Genomic DNA, 14,541 nt, shown 5'->3' on the forward strand with positions numbered 1-14,541 from the left:
CTGGTGGTGCACCGCGCTGGCCATCGCCCTGCTCGATCAGGGAACCAAGCAACTCGTCGAGGCCAGGCTGGAGTATGCCCAAGTCATTCCGGTGACAGCCTTCTTCAATCTTGTTCATGTAGGGAACACCGGCGCGGCATTCAGCCTTCTGGCCAACGCAGGCGGTTGGCAGCGCTGGTTCTTCATTGCGCTGGCGACCGGTATTTCGGCGTGGCTCGCCTTGGCATTGCTCAAGCCGCGCCAGCAACCGGAGGCCGCCGCGTACTGCCTGATTCTGGGTGGCGCAGTGGGAAACCTGGCCGACCGCGTATTTCGCGGTTACGTCGTCGATTCACTCGACGTTCATTGGGGTGGCTGGCACTGGCCGGCTTTCAATTTTGCCGACCTTGCAATCACGCTCGGCGTCGGACTTTTTCTCGCTGCCGGCAGCGTTTGCCGGAGTCCCGGACATGGAGCTACAACTTGATGAAGCCGCGTATTGTTATATCGAAGGCAGCGGCAACGAGCCTGCTTGCCATTTTTGCCATGGTTCGGCCCGCATTGGCGGCGCAGGAGCAACCGCTGCCGCCGGAACAAGCCTTCGTTGTCACCGCAAAGCACAAAAGCGCCAACGTGATCGGCGTGGAAATCATTCCGGCGAAAAAGCATTATCTGTACAAAAGCAAGACCCGCTTTGCCTTGAAGAATTCACCAGGCGTCGGCATCCGGGACGTTGTCCTGTCGTCCGGCGAAATCAAGGACGACCCCTTCTTCGGGCGAATCGAGGTCTACAAGGAAACGGTTCGCGCGGACATCGCGCTGGACAGGAAGCCATCGGCCGGCGGGATGACGCTGATTGCCTATTTCCAGGGCTGCAACGAAGCGTTGGGTATCTGTTATCCGCCGCTGGAACGAAGCATCGAACTGAAATTTTCCCGCTGAGATTTTTTTACCGTCAATTTTTATTCCGATTCAGGAGATTCAATGAGCACACTGGGAACCGAACGCGTCGTGAGCGTCCATCACTGGAACGACTCCCTGTTTACCTTCCGCACCACGCGCGATCAGAGTTTGCGTTTCACCAATGGTCAGTTCGTGATGATCGGCATGGAAGTCAATGGCAAGCCGCTGATGCGCGCCTACAGCATTGCCAGCGCAAATTATGAAGAGCATCTAGAGTTCTTCAGCATCAAGGCCCAGAATGGGCCGCTGACATCGCGCTTGCAGCATCTGAAAGTGGGCGACCCCCTGCTGGTTAGCAAAAAGCCCACCGGAACACTGGTATTGCGCGATCTCAAACCCGGCCGGCGACTGTTCATGTTCGCCACCGGCACCGGACTGGCCCCGTTCATGAGCCTGATTCACGACCCTGAAACCTATGAGCGCTTCGAGAAGGTGATCCTGATCCACGGCGTGCGCTGGACCAACGAACTGGCCTATCACGACTACATCGAGGAAGACCTCAAGGAACACGAATACCTGGGTGAGCTCATCCGCGACAAGTTGATTTATTACCCGACGGTAACGCGCGAACCTTTCCGCAACGAAGGACGGCAAACCGAACTGATCCTGTCGGGCAAGCTCTTTGATGATCTTGGTGAGCCACCACTCGACCCGGCCACCGACCGCGGAATGATCTGCGGCAGTCCGGCAATGTTGAAGGAAATCTCGTCGATGCTGAATGGCTTCGGGTTCCAGATTTCACCGCATATCGGTGTCGCTGGCGACTACGTCATCGAGCGGGCGTTTGTCGAACAGTGACTGACTATCCCTACGTTTGACCGCATAGAACTTCTCGGCCGATGAACCTGCCCACCGGCCAGTACAAGAAAGGGCTAGGCAATGGCGCCACGGGCTACCAAGTCAATATCCCGCTCAGCGTCGATCTCGCCGACAAATGGGTCAGCCATTGGAATGCCGGCGCCACCTATACGCCCAAGGCCCGCGAGGCATCTGGCGTGAGAGCGGATATTCGCGGCACCAACCATGGCGCCAGTCTGGTGTACCTGCATTCGGAAACCCTGAACTTCCTGGTGGAGTACGTCAGGAACGAGAATCAGGCGGTTCAAGCCGACGGCTCGAAGGCCTGGGAAAAAACCGCCTTCCTCAATCCGGGCCTGCGCCACGCCACGAACTACGCATCCGGCTGGCAAATGGTTTCAGGGGTGAGTTTCCCCATAGGAGTGGGGCCGTCGAGGAAAGACAACGGCATTCTTTTCTATCTCTCTTTTGAGAAATAGGGCTCTCCCGTATTCCGCTGCGACCGCAGCAGTGGAATACATGTAACCGACTTCGTTCTGAACAGTCGATGCTGGCGGGTAATTAGTATGACTATTTCAGACGAAAATTCAGTTTGGCCTCCGGCTTTCCAGCCAGCGTGACGGCAACCGCCACACGCACGCCGACGCCCATCTTGAAACTCCCCTTGGCCACCAGCGTATTCGAGCCGGCCGGCTCGAATGTGGCGGCGATTTTCTCGCTACCGGCAACCACCGTCGCGGTTCCCTTTGCGCCGGCGGTCGCCACCGGTTTGCCATCGTGGGCGACGTAGAGAGTCAGGCTGTCAGTCTTCGCCACCAGCTCAAAGTCCAGGTCGGCCGCTTCTGCGATTAGGCCTCCATGCTGTGGTTTGTGATCGTGACCATGCTTGTCTGCTGCATGGGCGATTGCGCCGATGCCGAGGGCGAGGCAGGTAACGGCGGTGGGGATTAAATTACGCAACATGGGTATTTTCTCCTGGTTAGTCAAAACGGACAGCGAATTCCTTGCCGGCCTTGTCCGAGCAAATTCCCTGGGGATTCTTGCCCGACGGCCATGCCAGCCGGCAGTTCAACTCGGCGCCGTCCTTGGCGACCGCCTTGGCTTCCGCCGAGTAAGTCTCATGGTCCTTGTCGTGACCTGCAAAGATGCGGTCCCAATGCTTGGGATCGGTGCCTCGGTAGCGGCGCGACAGTTCGGCCCAGTTCATGTGTTTCTCGACTGTGAATCCCGTGGCTTCGTATTGCCGATCGGCGGACTCGAGCGTCAGCCGATTGGTCTGTCCATGGCTAAATTCCCCTTTGAGCAATTGCGGCGCAGAGTCTTTGGTCAGCATATGGGAATGTGCGCCACACCCAGCCAAAACTACTGCCATCCCCAGGATGGCCACTCCATTTCTCAGCTTCATTTTCAGTTCTCCTTTGGAACAATTGAACGACGACATACTTTTGGTTTTCGAGACGTGCCCTATCGATTCCTCAAGGCTGAAGAATTCCCACCGCCGCGACGATTTTTGCCGCACGAAGTGCAGGGTATTTTTGTCCGAGCAAACTCATGTCCTCAACCTGCCGATCATTGACCGTGATTCGCTCGGTATTTCTTGAACTCAGATGGAGATTCAGGCGGCCGATATACGTCGCCTCGCCGGGCTTGATGCTGAAGCGATAAACAAATTCACGAGCCGGCCTGTACTCGGTTTCTCCATACGTGCTAGGCTCGCGCACCTGCCACGAATGGAATTCATAGTCGCCCGGTGACAACCGAAGCGCAGCCAATCGCCCCGTTGCTTTGCCAGCGTCCTGAATATCGAGCGCATCAATATTATTCGGTCCCTTGACCACTACCGAATGCGTGACCGGGCGATCTTTACCCTCGTCCTGTACCGACCGCGCATGCTGTCGCGCCGACGCATAATGCTGCGAAACCACGGCATAGGCTTCTCCGCGTGGTAATACTTCCCTGATCCGATATTCGTAGCCCGAGACCTTTTCCAGCGGCTTGCCGCTCAGCGTCAACGAGACGATGGCCAATCCCTCGGGTCGGTTGGAGTCCAGCGTATATGTCGATGGCAAATCAGGTGAAGCGGCACAGCCAACCAGCCCCGCCACGAGCAGCGCAGACAATAGTGTTTTTTTCATTTTGAATCTCCTTTTATTCATCCATCAATAAGGGTGTCGGTAGTACGACGACGCAAGACTTGGCCACTCTCGAGTTCGTCGCGTACCGCGCCAAACCGTAAGTAAAGAGCGGGCACCACGAGCATATTGAGCACGGTGGACGAAATCAGTCCGCACAGAATCACCACTGCCATGGGCGCCTGAATCTCGGAACCCGGTTGCCCGGCGGACAGCGCTAGCGGCACCAGCGCCAGGCCAGCAGCCAATGCCGTCATCAAGATGGGAATCAGGCGTTCCTCGGCACCGCGCGTGACCGCCTCCGCAACGTCATTGACGGCGTCATGCTCGATCAGGTGGTGGATGTGCGAAATCATCATCACCCCGTTGCGGGTGGCGATGCCGAACAGGGTGATGAAACCGATGATCGAGGCGATGGTCACCACGCCGCCGGCCAGATACACGCCGACCACGCCGCCGATGATCGACAGCGGCAGGTTGAGCATCACCAGGAAGGCGTCGCGCGCCGAATGAAAGGCGACAAACAGCAGCAGGAAGATGCCCACCACCACCACCGAGCCGAGCAACAGCAGCACGCGCGAGGCTTCCGCCGCCGACTCGAACTGACCGCCGAACTCGATGTGATAACCCGCCGGCAGTTTCACGTCCTTGGCCACGCTCGCCTGCATCTCTTCGACCACGCTCTTCAAGTCGCGTCCGGCGACGTTGGCCATGACGACAATCTTGCGCTGTACGTTCTCGCGGTTGATGAAATATGGCCCGCGATCATTGCGGATCTCGGCCAGCGCCGAGAGCGGCAAACGCGCCCCGCTCGGCGTGGTGATCAGCGTCGCGCGGATCGTGTCGAGGTTGTCGCGCGTGGCCGGGTCATAGCGCACCACCAGATCGAAGCTGGCCTGCCCCTGCACCACCTTGGATACCGCGACGCCGTTGAACGCCACCTCGATATTCTCGGACAGCTCCTTTGCCGAGAGCCCATGTTGTGCCAGCGCCTCGCGCCGATACGTGACGGTCAGGAACGGAATCTCGGTCTGTTGTTCGGGCTGGACGTCCACCGCCCCTTCGACCTTTTCCATCACGCCCTTGACCTGCTGCGCCAGCGTGCGCAACTCGGCCAGATCGTTGCCGAAAATCTTCACCGCGATATTGGCCCGGCTGCCCGACAGCATGTGATCGATGCGGTGCGAAATCGGCTGTCCGACCACCACCTGGACGCCGGGCAGTTGGGCAAAGTCTTCGCGCAGGGCGCCCAGGAATTGTTCCTTGCTACGCGCCCCCATCTTGAGGCTGACTTCGAGTTCCGACTGATGCACATCGAGCGCATGCGGGTCGAGCGGCGAACGGCCGGTGCGGCGCGCGGTGGCGATCACTTCGGGATGCGTCAGCAAGACCTCTTCGACCAACTGCCCGAGCCGCGCCGATTCCGCCAGCGCGGTGCCGGGCAGGGTCTCGACGCCGACCGTCAGCGTTCCTTCGTTGAAATCCGGCAGGAACGACTGTCCGGCCATGCCCAGCGCCGCCAGAGACACCACCAGTAGGGCCGCGCTGCCGACGGCAATCGCTTGCCAGCGCTTCACGGTTCTGTCGAGCATCCGGCGATAGCCTGCACGCAGCCAGTGCACGAAGCGCGGTTCGTGCGGCGCGGTAATTTCCCTGGAGGCCCCGAGGAACATCGACGCCAGTACCGGCGTCACCGTGATCGACACCAGCAACGAGGCAAACAAGGAGATGACATAGGCCAGCCCGAGCGGCACCATCAGGCGCCCTTCGATACCCGAGAGAAAGAACAGCGGCACGAACACCAGCATGATGATCAGCGTGGCAAAGACGATGGACCCCTGAATTTCCTTGGTCGCCAGAAACACCACGTGCATGGTCGATTCACGTTTCCCGGTGTCCTTAAGGTGGTTCTCGCGCAGGCGCCGGACCACGTTCTCGACCACGATGATGGCATCGTCCACCAGCGCGCCCAGGGCGATGGCGATGCCGCCCAGGGTCATGGTGTTGATCGTCGCGCCGAGCAGCTTGAGCGACAGGACGGTCGCCACCAGCGACAGCGGTAGCGCCACCAGCGTGATCGCCGTCGAGCGCACCGAGAGCAGGAAGGCGAAGACGATGGCGATGATCAGAATCGCCCCGTCGCGCAGCGCCGCCATCAGATTGGCAATCGAGACTTCGATGAAGTCTGCCTGGCGGAACAAGCGCGTTTCGATTTTCATCCCCGCCGGCAATGACTTCTGAATGTCGGCCATGGTGGCATCCAGCCGCCGCGTTAGCTCCAGCGTGTTGGCCGCCGGCTGGCGCTGCACGCCGAGCACCACCGCCGGTTTGCCGCGCGTCGAGCCGACGCCGCGCACCGGCGCCGTGCCCAGCGTCACCTCGGCGATATGGCGGATCAGCACCGGCTGGCCGTGCTTGATCGCCACCACCGCTTCGGCAATGTCGTCCACCTTGGTAATGCGGCCGATGCCCTGGATCAGGTATTCCTGCCCGTTCTCGGCGTAGTAGCCCGCCGCCGCGTTGCTGTTGGCGCCCTCGACGGCCTTGATCGCCTCATCGATGGTCAGCCCGTAGGCCGCCAGCCGCTCTGGTTTCAGCGTCACCTGGAACTGCTGCAAATCGCCGCCGATGGGCAACACCTCGGCGACGCCGGGCACCGCCAGCAGGCGTTTGCGCAGCACATAGTCGGCCGTGTTCTTGAGTACCACCGTCCCGCCAGCGCCGACTTTTGCCGGGTCATCCCAGGTCAGGGCGATGAACATGATTTCGCCCATGATCGACGCCGCCGGCGCCATCACCGGCGCCTCGATGCCGGGCGGCAGCGAAGCCTTCGCCAGTTGCAGTTTCTCGGCGACAACCTGGCGCGCCAGATAGGCATCGGTGCCCCAGGCGAATTCGACCGTGATGGTCGACAGCCCGACCTTGGTTGCCGAGCGCACCCGGCGCACGCCGGGCGCCCCGTTCAGCGCCGTTTCGATGGGAAAGGTGACCAGGCTTTCCATGTCGAGCGGCGCCATGCCGTGCGCTTCGGTGACCACCGTCACAGTCGGCGCGGTGAGGTCGGGAAACACGTCCACCGGCGTGCGCGCGGTCTGGTAACCGCCCCAGGCCAGCAGCAACAAACCGCCGAAAATGACAAACAGGCTGTTACGCAGCGACCACTGAATGATTTGACCGATCATGTTCGTGGCACTCAGTGCGCGTGGCCGGCGGCAGCGGCCTTGCTGGTCGACAGACGCAACAGATAGGCGCCCTTGCTGACCACCCGCTGGCCCGCTTCCAGCCCGGAGATCACCGCAATCCGGTTACCGTCGCGCGCCCCGGTCTGCACGATGCGCCGCTCGAAGCGTGCGCCGCCGATCTGCACATAGACCACCTGAGCGCCGTTCTCGTCCTGCACCGCGCTGGCCGGGATCAATACCGCCTCCTGCCCGCCGCCGGCAAAGACCTGAATCCGGGCCGTCAGCCCCAGCCGCAGCAAGCGTTCCGGATTGGCAAATTCGAAAATCACCGGCACTGTGCGCGTCTGCGCATCGACCATGCCGCCGACGGCGATCAGCGATCCATTGCGGCCGATGTCGATGGCAAAGCCCTGATCGTAGCCATCGACGGTGAAGGCCGCGCCGGTCGGCTTGCCCAGGCGGCCGATATCGCTTTCCGGCACCCGCGCATCGAGCCAGAGCTTGCCGGTGTTGGCGATATGCAGCAGCGGCGCTCCCTCATTGACGAAAGCCCCGGCGGCGGCCGTTACCTCGGCGACGATGCCATCCATCGGCGCCTTGAGCGCAATGCCCCCGCTGCCGCCGAGTTGCTGCGCCCGAGCCGTGGCCGCCTGCACTTCGGCCTGCGCCGTGCGCTCATTCGCCCGTGCATCGAGCAGGCGTTTCTCGGCGACGGCCTCTTCCTTGAACAGCAGCTCCATGCGCTCGCGTTCGCGCCGGGCCTGTTCGAGCGCCACCTGCGCCTTGCCGGCCGCCGCCTCTAGGCTGGCCTGATCGCTATCGCCACCGAGGCGCGGGCCGAGCACGGCCAGCACTTGCCCTTTTTTGACCGCCTGCCCGATGCGCGGAAAGCCGTTGACCGCGCGCAGCACGCCAGCGGTCGGCGCCACCAGTTGCGCCTCGCTGCCCGCTGGCGCCCGGATCGTGCCGGTGGCGGCAATCGCGGTGCGCGCCGTGCCCTTGACCGCTTCCGCCGTGGCGAAATCGATCTTCCACTGCTGTTCCTTGCTGAAGGGGATGCCTTCCTCGTCATGCGCGTGGCCGCCATGTCCGGACTTGGCAGCGTTCATATCGGCGTAGACGGTCACCGGGCCGAGATCGTGCGTCAGTGTGCCGAGATCCGATTCCAGGATCACGCTCAACTCGCGCTCGCCAATAATGGTGGGGGTCACTGTTGCCCGGAAAATGCCAGGCACCGCCGGGGCCTCGACGATAAAACGCTCGTCGGCAGCAGCCTTCTCACCAGCGAGCACGATAGTCAGCTTGCCTTGCGCGACTGGCTTGAAGTCGGCAAGTCGCGTCAGATGTGCAGCCAGCGTTGCCGGCTTGCCGACGACCAGGGGCGGGAACTCCAGGAAAAGCTCCGTCTGGTCGGTGAACTGGGTCAGGGTTTCCGGCTCGTCGTGAGCCTGCGCGGTGGCCGCCGGCTTGCTGCCGTGATCGTCCTTGGCGGTAGTTTTGTCGCCGCAAGCGGACAGGAGCAGGGACAGGGCGACAAGGCCCGCGATCAGCGATACCTGCGGGGCGATGGATGGAGTCTTCATTCGGGATGGCTTCCGGTCAATTGATCGAGTTCGATGCGCGCATCGCGCGCTTTGCCTTCGAGATCGAGGGCCGTGGTTTCCGCTTCCAGCGCGCCTTTGTAGGCGTCGAGCAGTTCCAGGATGGTCGATTCGCCGGCGCGGTAGGCGGTTTCGGCGATGCGCACCAGGTCGGCGGAGGGAGCCACGGCCTCGCGGCGGTAGCGCTCGGCGGCGGCAATCAACTGCACCAACTGGCGATGCAGGCCGATCAGCTCGCCCTCGGCCTTCTGTCTGGTCAGCGCCTGTTCGGCTCGCGCCGCCTGGGCCTGCGCCGCGCTGCGTTGCTCGGCGCCCTGCTGTCGGTCGAAAATCGGCAAGGCCATCGAGACCGAAAACAGCGTGCCTGATTCGCGCAGCAGACCGTCGTCGGTGCGCTTGCCGCCGATGCCGACCGTCAGCTCGGGAAAGTTGCGCTGCGCCGCTGCGTGGTCGGCATTCGCGGCTTCCGCACGGGCCGCTAGCGCGGCCAGGTCCGGGCGTTGCGCCAGGCGCGCCTGCAACGCGGGCAAACCGGCGGGCAGCGTGGGCAGTAACGCCCCGCTGACGCCTTCCTCCGTGGGTTCCGATCCGATCAGTGCGGCCAGCCGCGCCCGGCTGCGTTCCAGCCCTGCGCGTGCTTCGGCCGTCTTGGCTTCGGCCGCCTGCTGTTCGCGCGCCAATCGACGCCGGTCATAGCCCGAGGCATCCCCGGCACGCGCCAGCTTGTCGACTACGCTGCCGATGACCGCGAAGCGCGCCCGCCAGGCGTCCATGACATTCACGGCCAACTGCTGCCGCAGTACCTCATGAAAACTGCGGCGTACCTCGGCCGCACGCTCCACACGCCCGGTACGGGTGTCGGCTTCTGTGGCGTCGAGCCGCAGGCGTGCCGCGTCCTGCCGCAAGCCACGGCGCCCGGAGACATCGAGCGGCTGGGCCAGGCGCCAGGCCGTTTCGCGCGATGCCCCGGTTTTATCGCGGGAGAATTCCAGCGCAGGGTTTGCCCAGGTGCTCGCCGCGACCACATCGGCATCCGCTTCGGCGACCCGTGCGCGGGCCAGTTCGGCGAGTTCGGGACGCGCCAGCGCGCGGCGCAGCGCTTCGCCCTCGGTCAAAGGCGCGGCCAGGCTGGTCAAGGGCGATAGCAGTCCAATAGCCATAGCTAAGGCTGACGTGCGCCAGAAACTGGGATGTAGGGTAAACATCGAAATCCTCAACGAATGTTGAAAGCAAGGGATTTCGACGGGACGTCACCGCAACCCGAACTACGGGTGGGGTGGAAAAACTAATGCCTAGGGAAAGCGCCCCGCCGAATCAGGCGAGGGAATCTCGCGGCGGACGATCAAGCCCTGCCGGGATAAAAGAGGCAAACGGGGATAAGGGAGGTGCTATTAAAACGTGGTGGCCAAGGTTCGGCGATGAAACCAAATTAGATGCGGTTACAGCGGTTGCCGTTGTGCTATGCGCATGACAATGACCACCCGAAGACTTCTTGCCTTGCTGTGTATCCGTATCGCCGTTCGCACGCTCATCGGCCATCGTCTCCGAAACGCTGTGACTGTGCTGATCTACATGGAAGTGCTGCTCAGACCCACCTTGCGGGAGATGATCGATAGCGTCGCACACACCCGCCACGGCCGCAAAAGCAGCGTTCAGCGAAAAAATAACGGACAGGAGAATGACGATAAGGGTGCGCATCTGCTGACCATCTTACCGCATCCGAATGAAAACGAGAACCGACAAGGAGAACCAAATACACCACTAAACTCCAAACTTCCCGAGAGAGAATTTCGAAATGCGCCCTTTTTGGATCGATTTCGAAATCCGGACCACCCCATTGCAAGCTGTAATTGTCGATAGTACTGAATAGTCAGGAATCGACAATGAACAAACCAATACAGGTCAAGCGCTTGATCAGACGAGAAGAACTACTTCGTCTAATCCCACTTTCCGACTCGGCAATTTACCGGCTCGAAAAGTCCGGTAGCTTTCCCAATAGATTCAATCTAACGCCACGTTGCGTTGTCTGGGATCTTGACGAAGTGGAGGGCTGGATTCAAGAAAGACGCTCAGCGCTCATCCAATCCCAGCTTTCCCCGGATGTCCAAAAACGCAAATTCAGGCCTGTCCGGAAACAGGCCTGACCACTGGCACCAGCCCGCTCTGTTTGCGGCAAAGCCTGCCGGCGGGCGACGGCACGGCACGCATCGGCGCGGTCGTCTTCATCCACCGCTTCGGCGCGCTGATGAACGCTCACCTTCACTTCCATGTCATCGTGATCGATGGGATGTTTTGGGGGAAGGAGGCCGCGAGTCTGCATTTCGAGGAGACGCACCTCAGCGCGGAAGCGCTGGCGCGACTGCAATCGACGCTGCGCAAACGGATCGTCAGTCTTTTCGTTCGGCGCGGCCTGCTCGATTCGGCCGAGGGCGAAGCCCTGCGCCGCTGCGCGCACGGCGGCGGCTTCTCGCTCGACGCTGGCGTGCGCATCGAAGGGGACGACCGGCAAGGGCGGGAGCGCCTGCTGCGCTACTGCGCCCGCCCGGCCTTCGCGCAGGAACGGTTGCGGCAGATCGATGCGGAGCACCTCGTCTATGAGAGCCCCAAGCCGGGACCGGGCGGGCGCGTCAGCCAGATCCTGACGCCCCTCGAACTGCTCGATCGCCTCGCCGCGCTGATCCCGCCGCCCCGGCGCCACCGGCATCGTTACTACGGCGTGCTGGCGCCGAATGCCCCCCTTCGGTCGGCGGTCACGGCACTGGCAGCGGCGCCGAAGCCACCCTCGGTCGAGGCCGATGCCGTGGCGGAGGAAAGTGCGATCCGTCGGGCGGCGCGCTATGCCTGGGCGCTCTTGCTGGCGCGCATCTACGAGGTGTTCCCGCTCACCTGCCCAAAGTGCGGCGGCGCGATGCGGATCATCGCCTTCATCGACGAGGGCGAGGCGATCCGAAAGATCCTCCAGCACCTGGGCGAGCCGATCGAACCGCCCAAGTTGGCCCCGGCGCGCGGCCCGCCGCTGTGGGAGGCGGCGGGACAGGGCCACGCCGATCCGCTGGCGCAGTCAATCCCCGAGTTCGAGTTCGATCAGCGGATCGCGTGGTAGCGGACGGCGGCGAACGCCGCCCGACGGGAACGCTCTTGCCCGAGGCCCGCAATACGCCCGACAGAGGGCGTATTGCGGGCCTCGGGCAAGGTTGGGCAGCGGTTGTTGCACGGCGCAATGAGCGATTGCGGACAATTTTCCAATTGACGATGGGTTACGGGTGCGGAGATACTTCCGGGATGGCGGTTGAATTTCCTATCCGTCACTACTCATGCGACCTAACGACTGCGATTATCTAAGATTAGAAACATTTAGCCATCATAGCAGAGCAAGTTCCGACCCCTTGCAATTAGCCTTTCTCTGTTCCCGAAGTCTGCCAACGGGCATTGACCACGGGGACTTGAACGCACTCTACCCCAACGCATTCTGCACCCGCAGCCCATCTGCCAAGGCCTGCACATCGTGCGTGCGGATGTAGTCCGCTCCATTGGCGAATGCAAATAGCTCCGCAGCCAGCGTAGCCGCAGCCCGCTCCGCCACCGGGCGACCGCCCACCAACGCACCCAGAAAGCTCTTGCGCGATACCGATACATACAGCGGCAACCCGTAGCGCTCCCGCAATTGGGGCAGACGCCGCAGCAGCAGCACCGAGGCCTGCGGATTAGCCCCCAGAAAAAATCCCATGCCCGGATCAAGGATCAGGCGCTCGCGCGCGATACCCGCGCCCGTAAGAGCCGCAATCCGGCGATCAAAGAAATCGATGACACTCTGCCAGACTTGCTCCGGCTCCACATCGCGGCGGTCGGCCACCAGTGCCCCGGCCAGCGAGTGCATAACTACCAGCTGGCAGTGCGCGCGCGCCAACTCAGGCCACAGCGCCGGCTCACCGAAACCGCGGATGTCATTGAGCATCGCCAGCTGCTGCCCCAGCGCCCAGCGGATCACCTGCGGCTCTGTGGCATCTACGCTGATGCGGCTGTGCTCGAGCGCCGCTACGACGGGCGCCAGCCGTGCGATCTGCTCGGTGGCACTGACGGGCGCGGCATCGGGGTTACTGCTGGCCGGGCCCAGGTCCACATAGTGGGCGCCCTGCCCCAGCAGCTCGCGGGCGTGCTGCAGCGCGCGCTGCGGGTCGAGGTAGTGCCCCCCGTCCGAGAAGGAGTCCGTGGTCAGATTGACGATGCCGATGATCGCGGTCACAGGCTCAGTATGCCAGATTGGATATCGGGCGTGTAGCGTAGGGGCAAGGCATGCCTTGCCCCTACGCTACACTCACGCACGCATGGCAACGAGATTGGTTTGGTGAAATAATCAGGGCTTACGGGGCGTCGTTCCATGCACAAACAAATATCCGTCCTCCTGCTCTGCCTGCTCCCACTGGCATCCTGCACCGAAACGCGCGTGCCCAATCCCGCACCCGTATTGACCCCCGGCGACGGAGGCAAATTCGGGCACTGGACCATGGATTCGGCTCTGGGCCCGGTCTTTAACTACACCCGGCCTGAGGGTGTGACCTACACCACCAGCTACGGTACCTCCGACCTGCACATGCACCTGATCGGCAACCAGAGCCTGAATGCCTTTGTCCGTCCAGAGGGCGGCGCCGACATCATCATCCGCGACCCGGGCCTGCTGTGGCTGACCCGCGACCCCATCCGCCAGGCCCATCTGGCGGACGGCGCTGCGGTCGTACTGCCCGATGGCCAGCTGCTGCCCCAGCGCCCAGCGGATCACCTGCGGCTCTGTGGCATCTACGCTGATGCGGCTGTGCTCGAGCGCCGCTACGACGGGCGCCAGCCGTGCGATCTGCTCGGTGGCACTGACGGGCGCGGCATCGGGGTTACTGCTGGCCGGGCCCAGGTCCACATAGTGGGCGCCCTGCCCCAGCAGCTCGCGGGCGTGCTGCAGCGCGCGCTGCGGGTCGAGGTAGTGCCCCCCGTCCGAGAAGGAGTCCGTGGTCAGATTGACGATGCCGATGATCGCGGTCACAGGCTCAGTATGCCAGATTGGATATCGGGCGTGTAGCGTAGGGGCAAGGCATGCCTTGCCCCTACGCTACACTCACGCACGCATGGCAACGAGATTGGTTTGGTGAAATAATCAGGGCTTACGGGGCGTCGTTCCATGCACAAACAAATATCCGTCCTCCTGCTCTGCCTGCTCCCACTGGCATCCTGCACCGAAACGCGCGTGCCCAATCCCGCACCCGTATTGACCCCCGGCGACGGAGGCAAATTCGGGCACTGGACCATGGATTCGGCTCTGGGCCCGGTCTTTAACTACACCCGGCCTGAGGGTGTGACCTACACCACCAGCTACGGTACCTCCGACCTGCACATGCACCTGATCGGCAACCAGAGCCTGAATGCCTTTGTCCGTCCAGAGGGCGGCGCCGACATCATCATCCGCGACCCGGGCCTGCTGTGGCTGACCCGCGACCCCATCCGCCAGGCCCATCTGGCGGACGGCGCTGCGGTCGTACTGCCCGATGGCCAGCGCATTGCCATACCCTCCGCAGGGGTGGGTGCCACCTACACCACTGAGGCTGAGTTTGGGCTTGGATTTGTGCGCTTCGCACCTACGCAGGTCCGCAGTGGCTCCGTCGAGCTCGAGATCACACGCACCCTGCACGCACCCGACTCGGATGAGCAGGCACTGGTCGCCACCACCACTCTGCGCAATATGTCGGATGCCAGTGTGACTGTGGAGTTTGAGGAGCGCTGGAGCGCTGCGATGATTCCGATGCTCTATGGCCTGACCAACGAATCAGCCTTCGATGACCGCGCCGAGTTCCGCGATGCGACAGATTTTGCCCGAACTGTGGATGCAACTAGCCAGCAGAT

Annotated in this window: 14 protein-coding genes and 1 pseudogene; 7 read left to right on the plus strand and 8 right to left on the minus strand. The window is 62.4% G+C overall.

The window, feature by feature from the left end; genetic code table 11:
• Positions 1-7: 7 nt before the first annotated feature.
• From lspA to B9N43_RS06780, 4 genes and pseudogenes are all read left to right on the plus strand, one after another.
• Positions 8-466 (plus strand): annotated as a pseudogene (lspA, locus tag B9N43_RS17545) (signal peptidase II); the annotation flags it as partial.
• Positions 466-921, plus strand: coding sequence for a protein-disulfide reductase DsbD N-terminal domain-containing protein (locus B9N43_RS06770; RefSeq protein WP_145841543.1), 456 nt, complete (start codon positions 466-468; stop codon positions 919-921). The pseudogene lspA and the gene B9N43_RS06770, both read left to right, overlap by 1 nt.
• 42 nt (positions 922-963) lie before the next feature.
• Complete coding sequence (locus B9N43_RS06775; protein ID WP_145841544.1) at positions 964-1,740, plus strand: ferredoxin--NADP reductase; 777 nt, start codon at positions 964-966, stop codon at positions 1,738-1,740.
• Between the two features lie 41 nt (positions 1,741-1,781).
• On the plus strand, positions 1,782-2,219 hold the full coding sequence (locus B9N43_RS06780) for a hypothetical protein (protein WP_145841545.1): 438 nt from the start codon (positions 1,782-1,784) through the stop codon (positions 2,217-2,219).
• A gap of 91 nt (positions 2,220-2,310) precedes the next feature.
• Here the strand turns inward: B9N43_RS06780 and B9N43_RS06785 are convergent, their stop codons facing one another.
• The 6 genes from B9N43_RS06785 to B9N43_RS06810 form a co-directional block, all read right to left on the minus strand.
• A complete protein-coding gene (locus B9N43_RS06785; RefSeq protein WP_145841546.1) occupies positions 2,311-2,703 on the minus strand; it encodes a hypothetical protein in 393 nt (130 codons plus the stop codon).
• Positions 2,704-2,719: 16 nt separating this feature from the next.
• Complete coding sequence (locus B9N43_RS06790) at positions 2,720-3,145, minus strand: hypothetical protein (RefSeq protein ID WP_145841547.1); 426 nt, start codon at positions 3,143-3,145, stop codon at positions 2,720-2,722.
• 70 nt (positions 3,146-3,215) lie between these two features.
• Positions 3,216-3,875 (minus strand): hypothetical protein, encoded by a 660-nt coding sequence (locus B9N43_RS06795; protein WP_145841548.1) that lies wholly within the window; start codon positions 3,873-3,875, stop codon positions 3,216-3,218.
• A 17-nt stretch (positions 3,876-3,892) separates the two neighbouring features.
• Positions 3,893-7,054 carry an efflux RND transporter permease subunit gene (locus B9N43_RS06800; protein WP_145841549.1) on the minus strand — a complete coding sequence of 1,054 codons (3,162 nt, stop codon included), beginning with the start codon at positions 7,052-7,054 and terminating at the stop codon, positions 3,893-3,895.
• Positions 7,055-7,065: 11 nt separating this feature from the next.
• Complete coding sequence (locus B9N43_RS06805) at positions 7,066-8,637, minus strand: efflux RND transporter periplasmic adaptor subunit (RefSeq protein ID WP_145841550.1); 1,572 nt, start codon at positions 8,635-8,637, stop codon at positions 7,066-7,068.
• Positions 8,634-9,791: a TolC family protein gene (locus B9N43_RS06810; protein WP_186454018.1), complete on the minus strand. Its 1,158-nt coding sequence runs from the start codon at positions 9,789-9,791 to the stop codon at positions 8,634-8,636. The genes B9N43_RS06805 and B9N43_RS06810 overlap by 4 nt, the downstream gene beginning before the upstream one ends.
• 331 nt (positions 9,792-10,122) lie before the next feature.
• Between B9N43_RS06810 and B9N43_RS17170 the strand changes: the two genes are divergently transcribed.
• The 3 genes from B9N43_RS17170 to B9N43_RS06825 are packed head-to-tail and all read left to right on the plus strand — an operon-like array spanning position 10,123 to position 11,758.
• Positions 10,123-10,515 carry a hypothetical protein gene (locus tag B9N43_RS17170; protein ID WP_186454019.1) on the plus strand — a complete coding sequence of 131 codons (393 nt, stop codon included), beginning with the start codon at positions 10,123-10,125 and terminating at the stop codon, positions 10,513-10,515.
• 23 nt (positions 10,516-10,538) lie between these two features.
• The gene (locus B9N43_RS06820) at positions 10,539-10,799 is read left to right on the plus strand and encodes a helix-turn-helix transcriptional regulator (protein WP_145841553.1); all 261 of its coding nucleotides are present in this window, start codon (positions 10,539-10,541) and stop codon (positions 10,797-10,799) included.
• Positions 10,800-10,822: 23 nt separating this feature from the next.
• On the plus strand, positions 10,823-11,758 hold the full coding sequence (locus B9N43_RS06825) for a transposase (RefSeq protein WP_145841554.1): 936 nt from the start codon (positions 10,823-10,825) through the stop codon (positions 11,756-11,758).
• Between the two features lie 351 nt (positions 11,759-12,109).
• On the opposite strand, the gene folP is transcribed toward B9N43_RS06825, so the two are convergent.
• Positions 12,110-12,898: a dihydropteroate synthase gene (gene folP / locus B9N43_RS06830; protein ID WP_145841555.1), complete on the minus strand. Its 789-nt coding sequence runs from the start codon at positions 12,896-12,898 to the stop codon at positions 12,110-12,112.
• A 111-nt stretch (positions 12,899-13,009) separates the two neighbouring features.
• Positions 13,010-13,687: a dihydropteroate synthase gene (locus B9N43_RS17755; RefSeq protein ID WP_145841556.1), complete on the minus strand. Its 678-nt coding sequence runs from the start codon at positions 13,685-13,687 to the stop codon at positions 13,010-13,012.
• Positions 13,688-14,541 lie beyond the last annotated feature (854 nt).

Origin of the sequence: Denitratisoma sp. DHT3 (genome assembly GCF_007833355.1) — a bacterium.
Classification (GTDB): domain Bacteria; phylum Pseudomonadota; class Gammaproteobacteria; order Burkholderiales; family Rhodocyclaceae; genus Denitratisoma.

Coding starts and splice junctions, on each gene's coding strand:
- B9N43_RS06785 (WP_145841546.1), bottom strand. CDS start 2,703: ATGTTGCGTAATTTAATCCCCACCGCCGTTACCTGCCTCGCCCTCGGC.
- B9N43_RS06805 (WP_145841550.1), bottom strand. CDS start 8,637: ATGAAGACTCCATCCATCGCCCCGCAGGTATCGCTGATCGCGGGCCTT.
- B9N43_RS06780 (WP_145841545.1), top strand. CDS start 1,782: ATGAACCTGCCCACCGGCCAGTACAAGAAAGGGCTAGGCAATGGCGCC.
- B9N43_RS17170 (WP_186454019.1), top strand. CDS start 10,123: ATGACAATGACCACCCGAAGACTTCTTGCCTTGCTGTGTATCCGTATC.
- B9N43_RS06800 (WP_145841549.1), bottom strand. CDS start 7,054: ATGATCGGTCAAATCATTCAGTGGTCGCTGCGTAACAGCCTGTTTGTC.
- B9N43_RS06770 (WP_145841543.1), top strand. CDS start 466: ATGAAGCCGCGTATTGTTATATCGAAGGCAGCGGCAACGAGCCTGCTT.
- B9N43_RS06775 (WP_145841544.1), top strand. CDS start 964: ATGAGCACACTGGGAACCGAACGCGTCGTGAGCGTCCATCACTGGAAC.
- B9N43_RS06795 (WP_145841548.1), bottom strand. CDS start 3,875: ATGAAAAAAACACTATTGTCTGCGCTGCTCGTGGCGGGGCTGGTTGGC.
- B9N43_RS06790 (WP_145841547.1), bottom strand. CDS start 3,145: ATGAAGCTGAGAAATGGAGTGGCCATCCTGGGGATGGCAGTAGTTTTG.
- B9N43_RS06820 (WP_145841553.1), top strand. CDS start 10,539: ATGAACAAACCAATACAGGTCAAGCGCTTGATCAGACGAGAAGAACTA.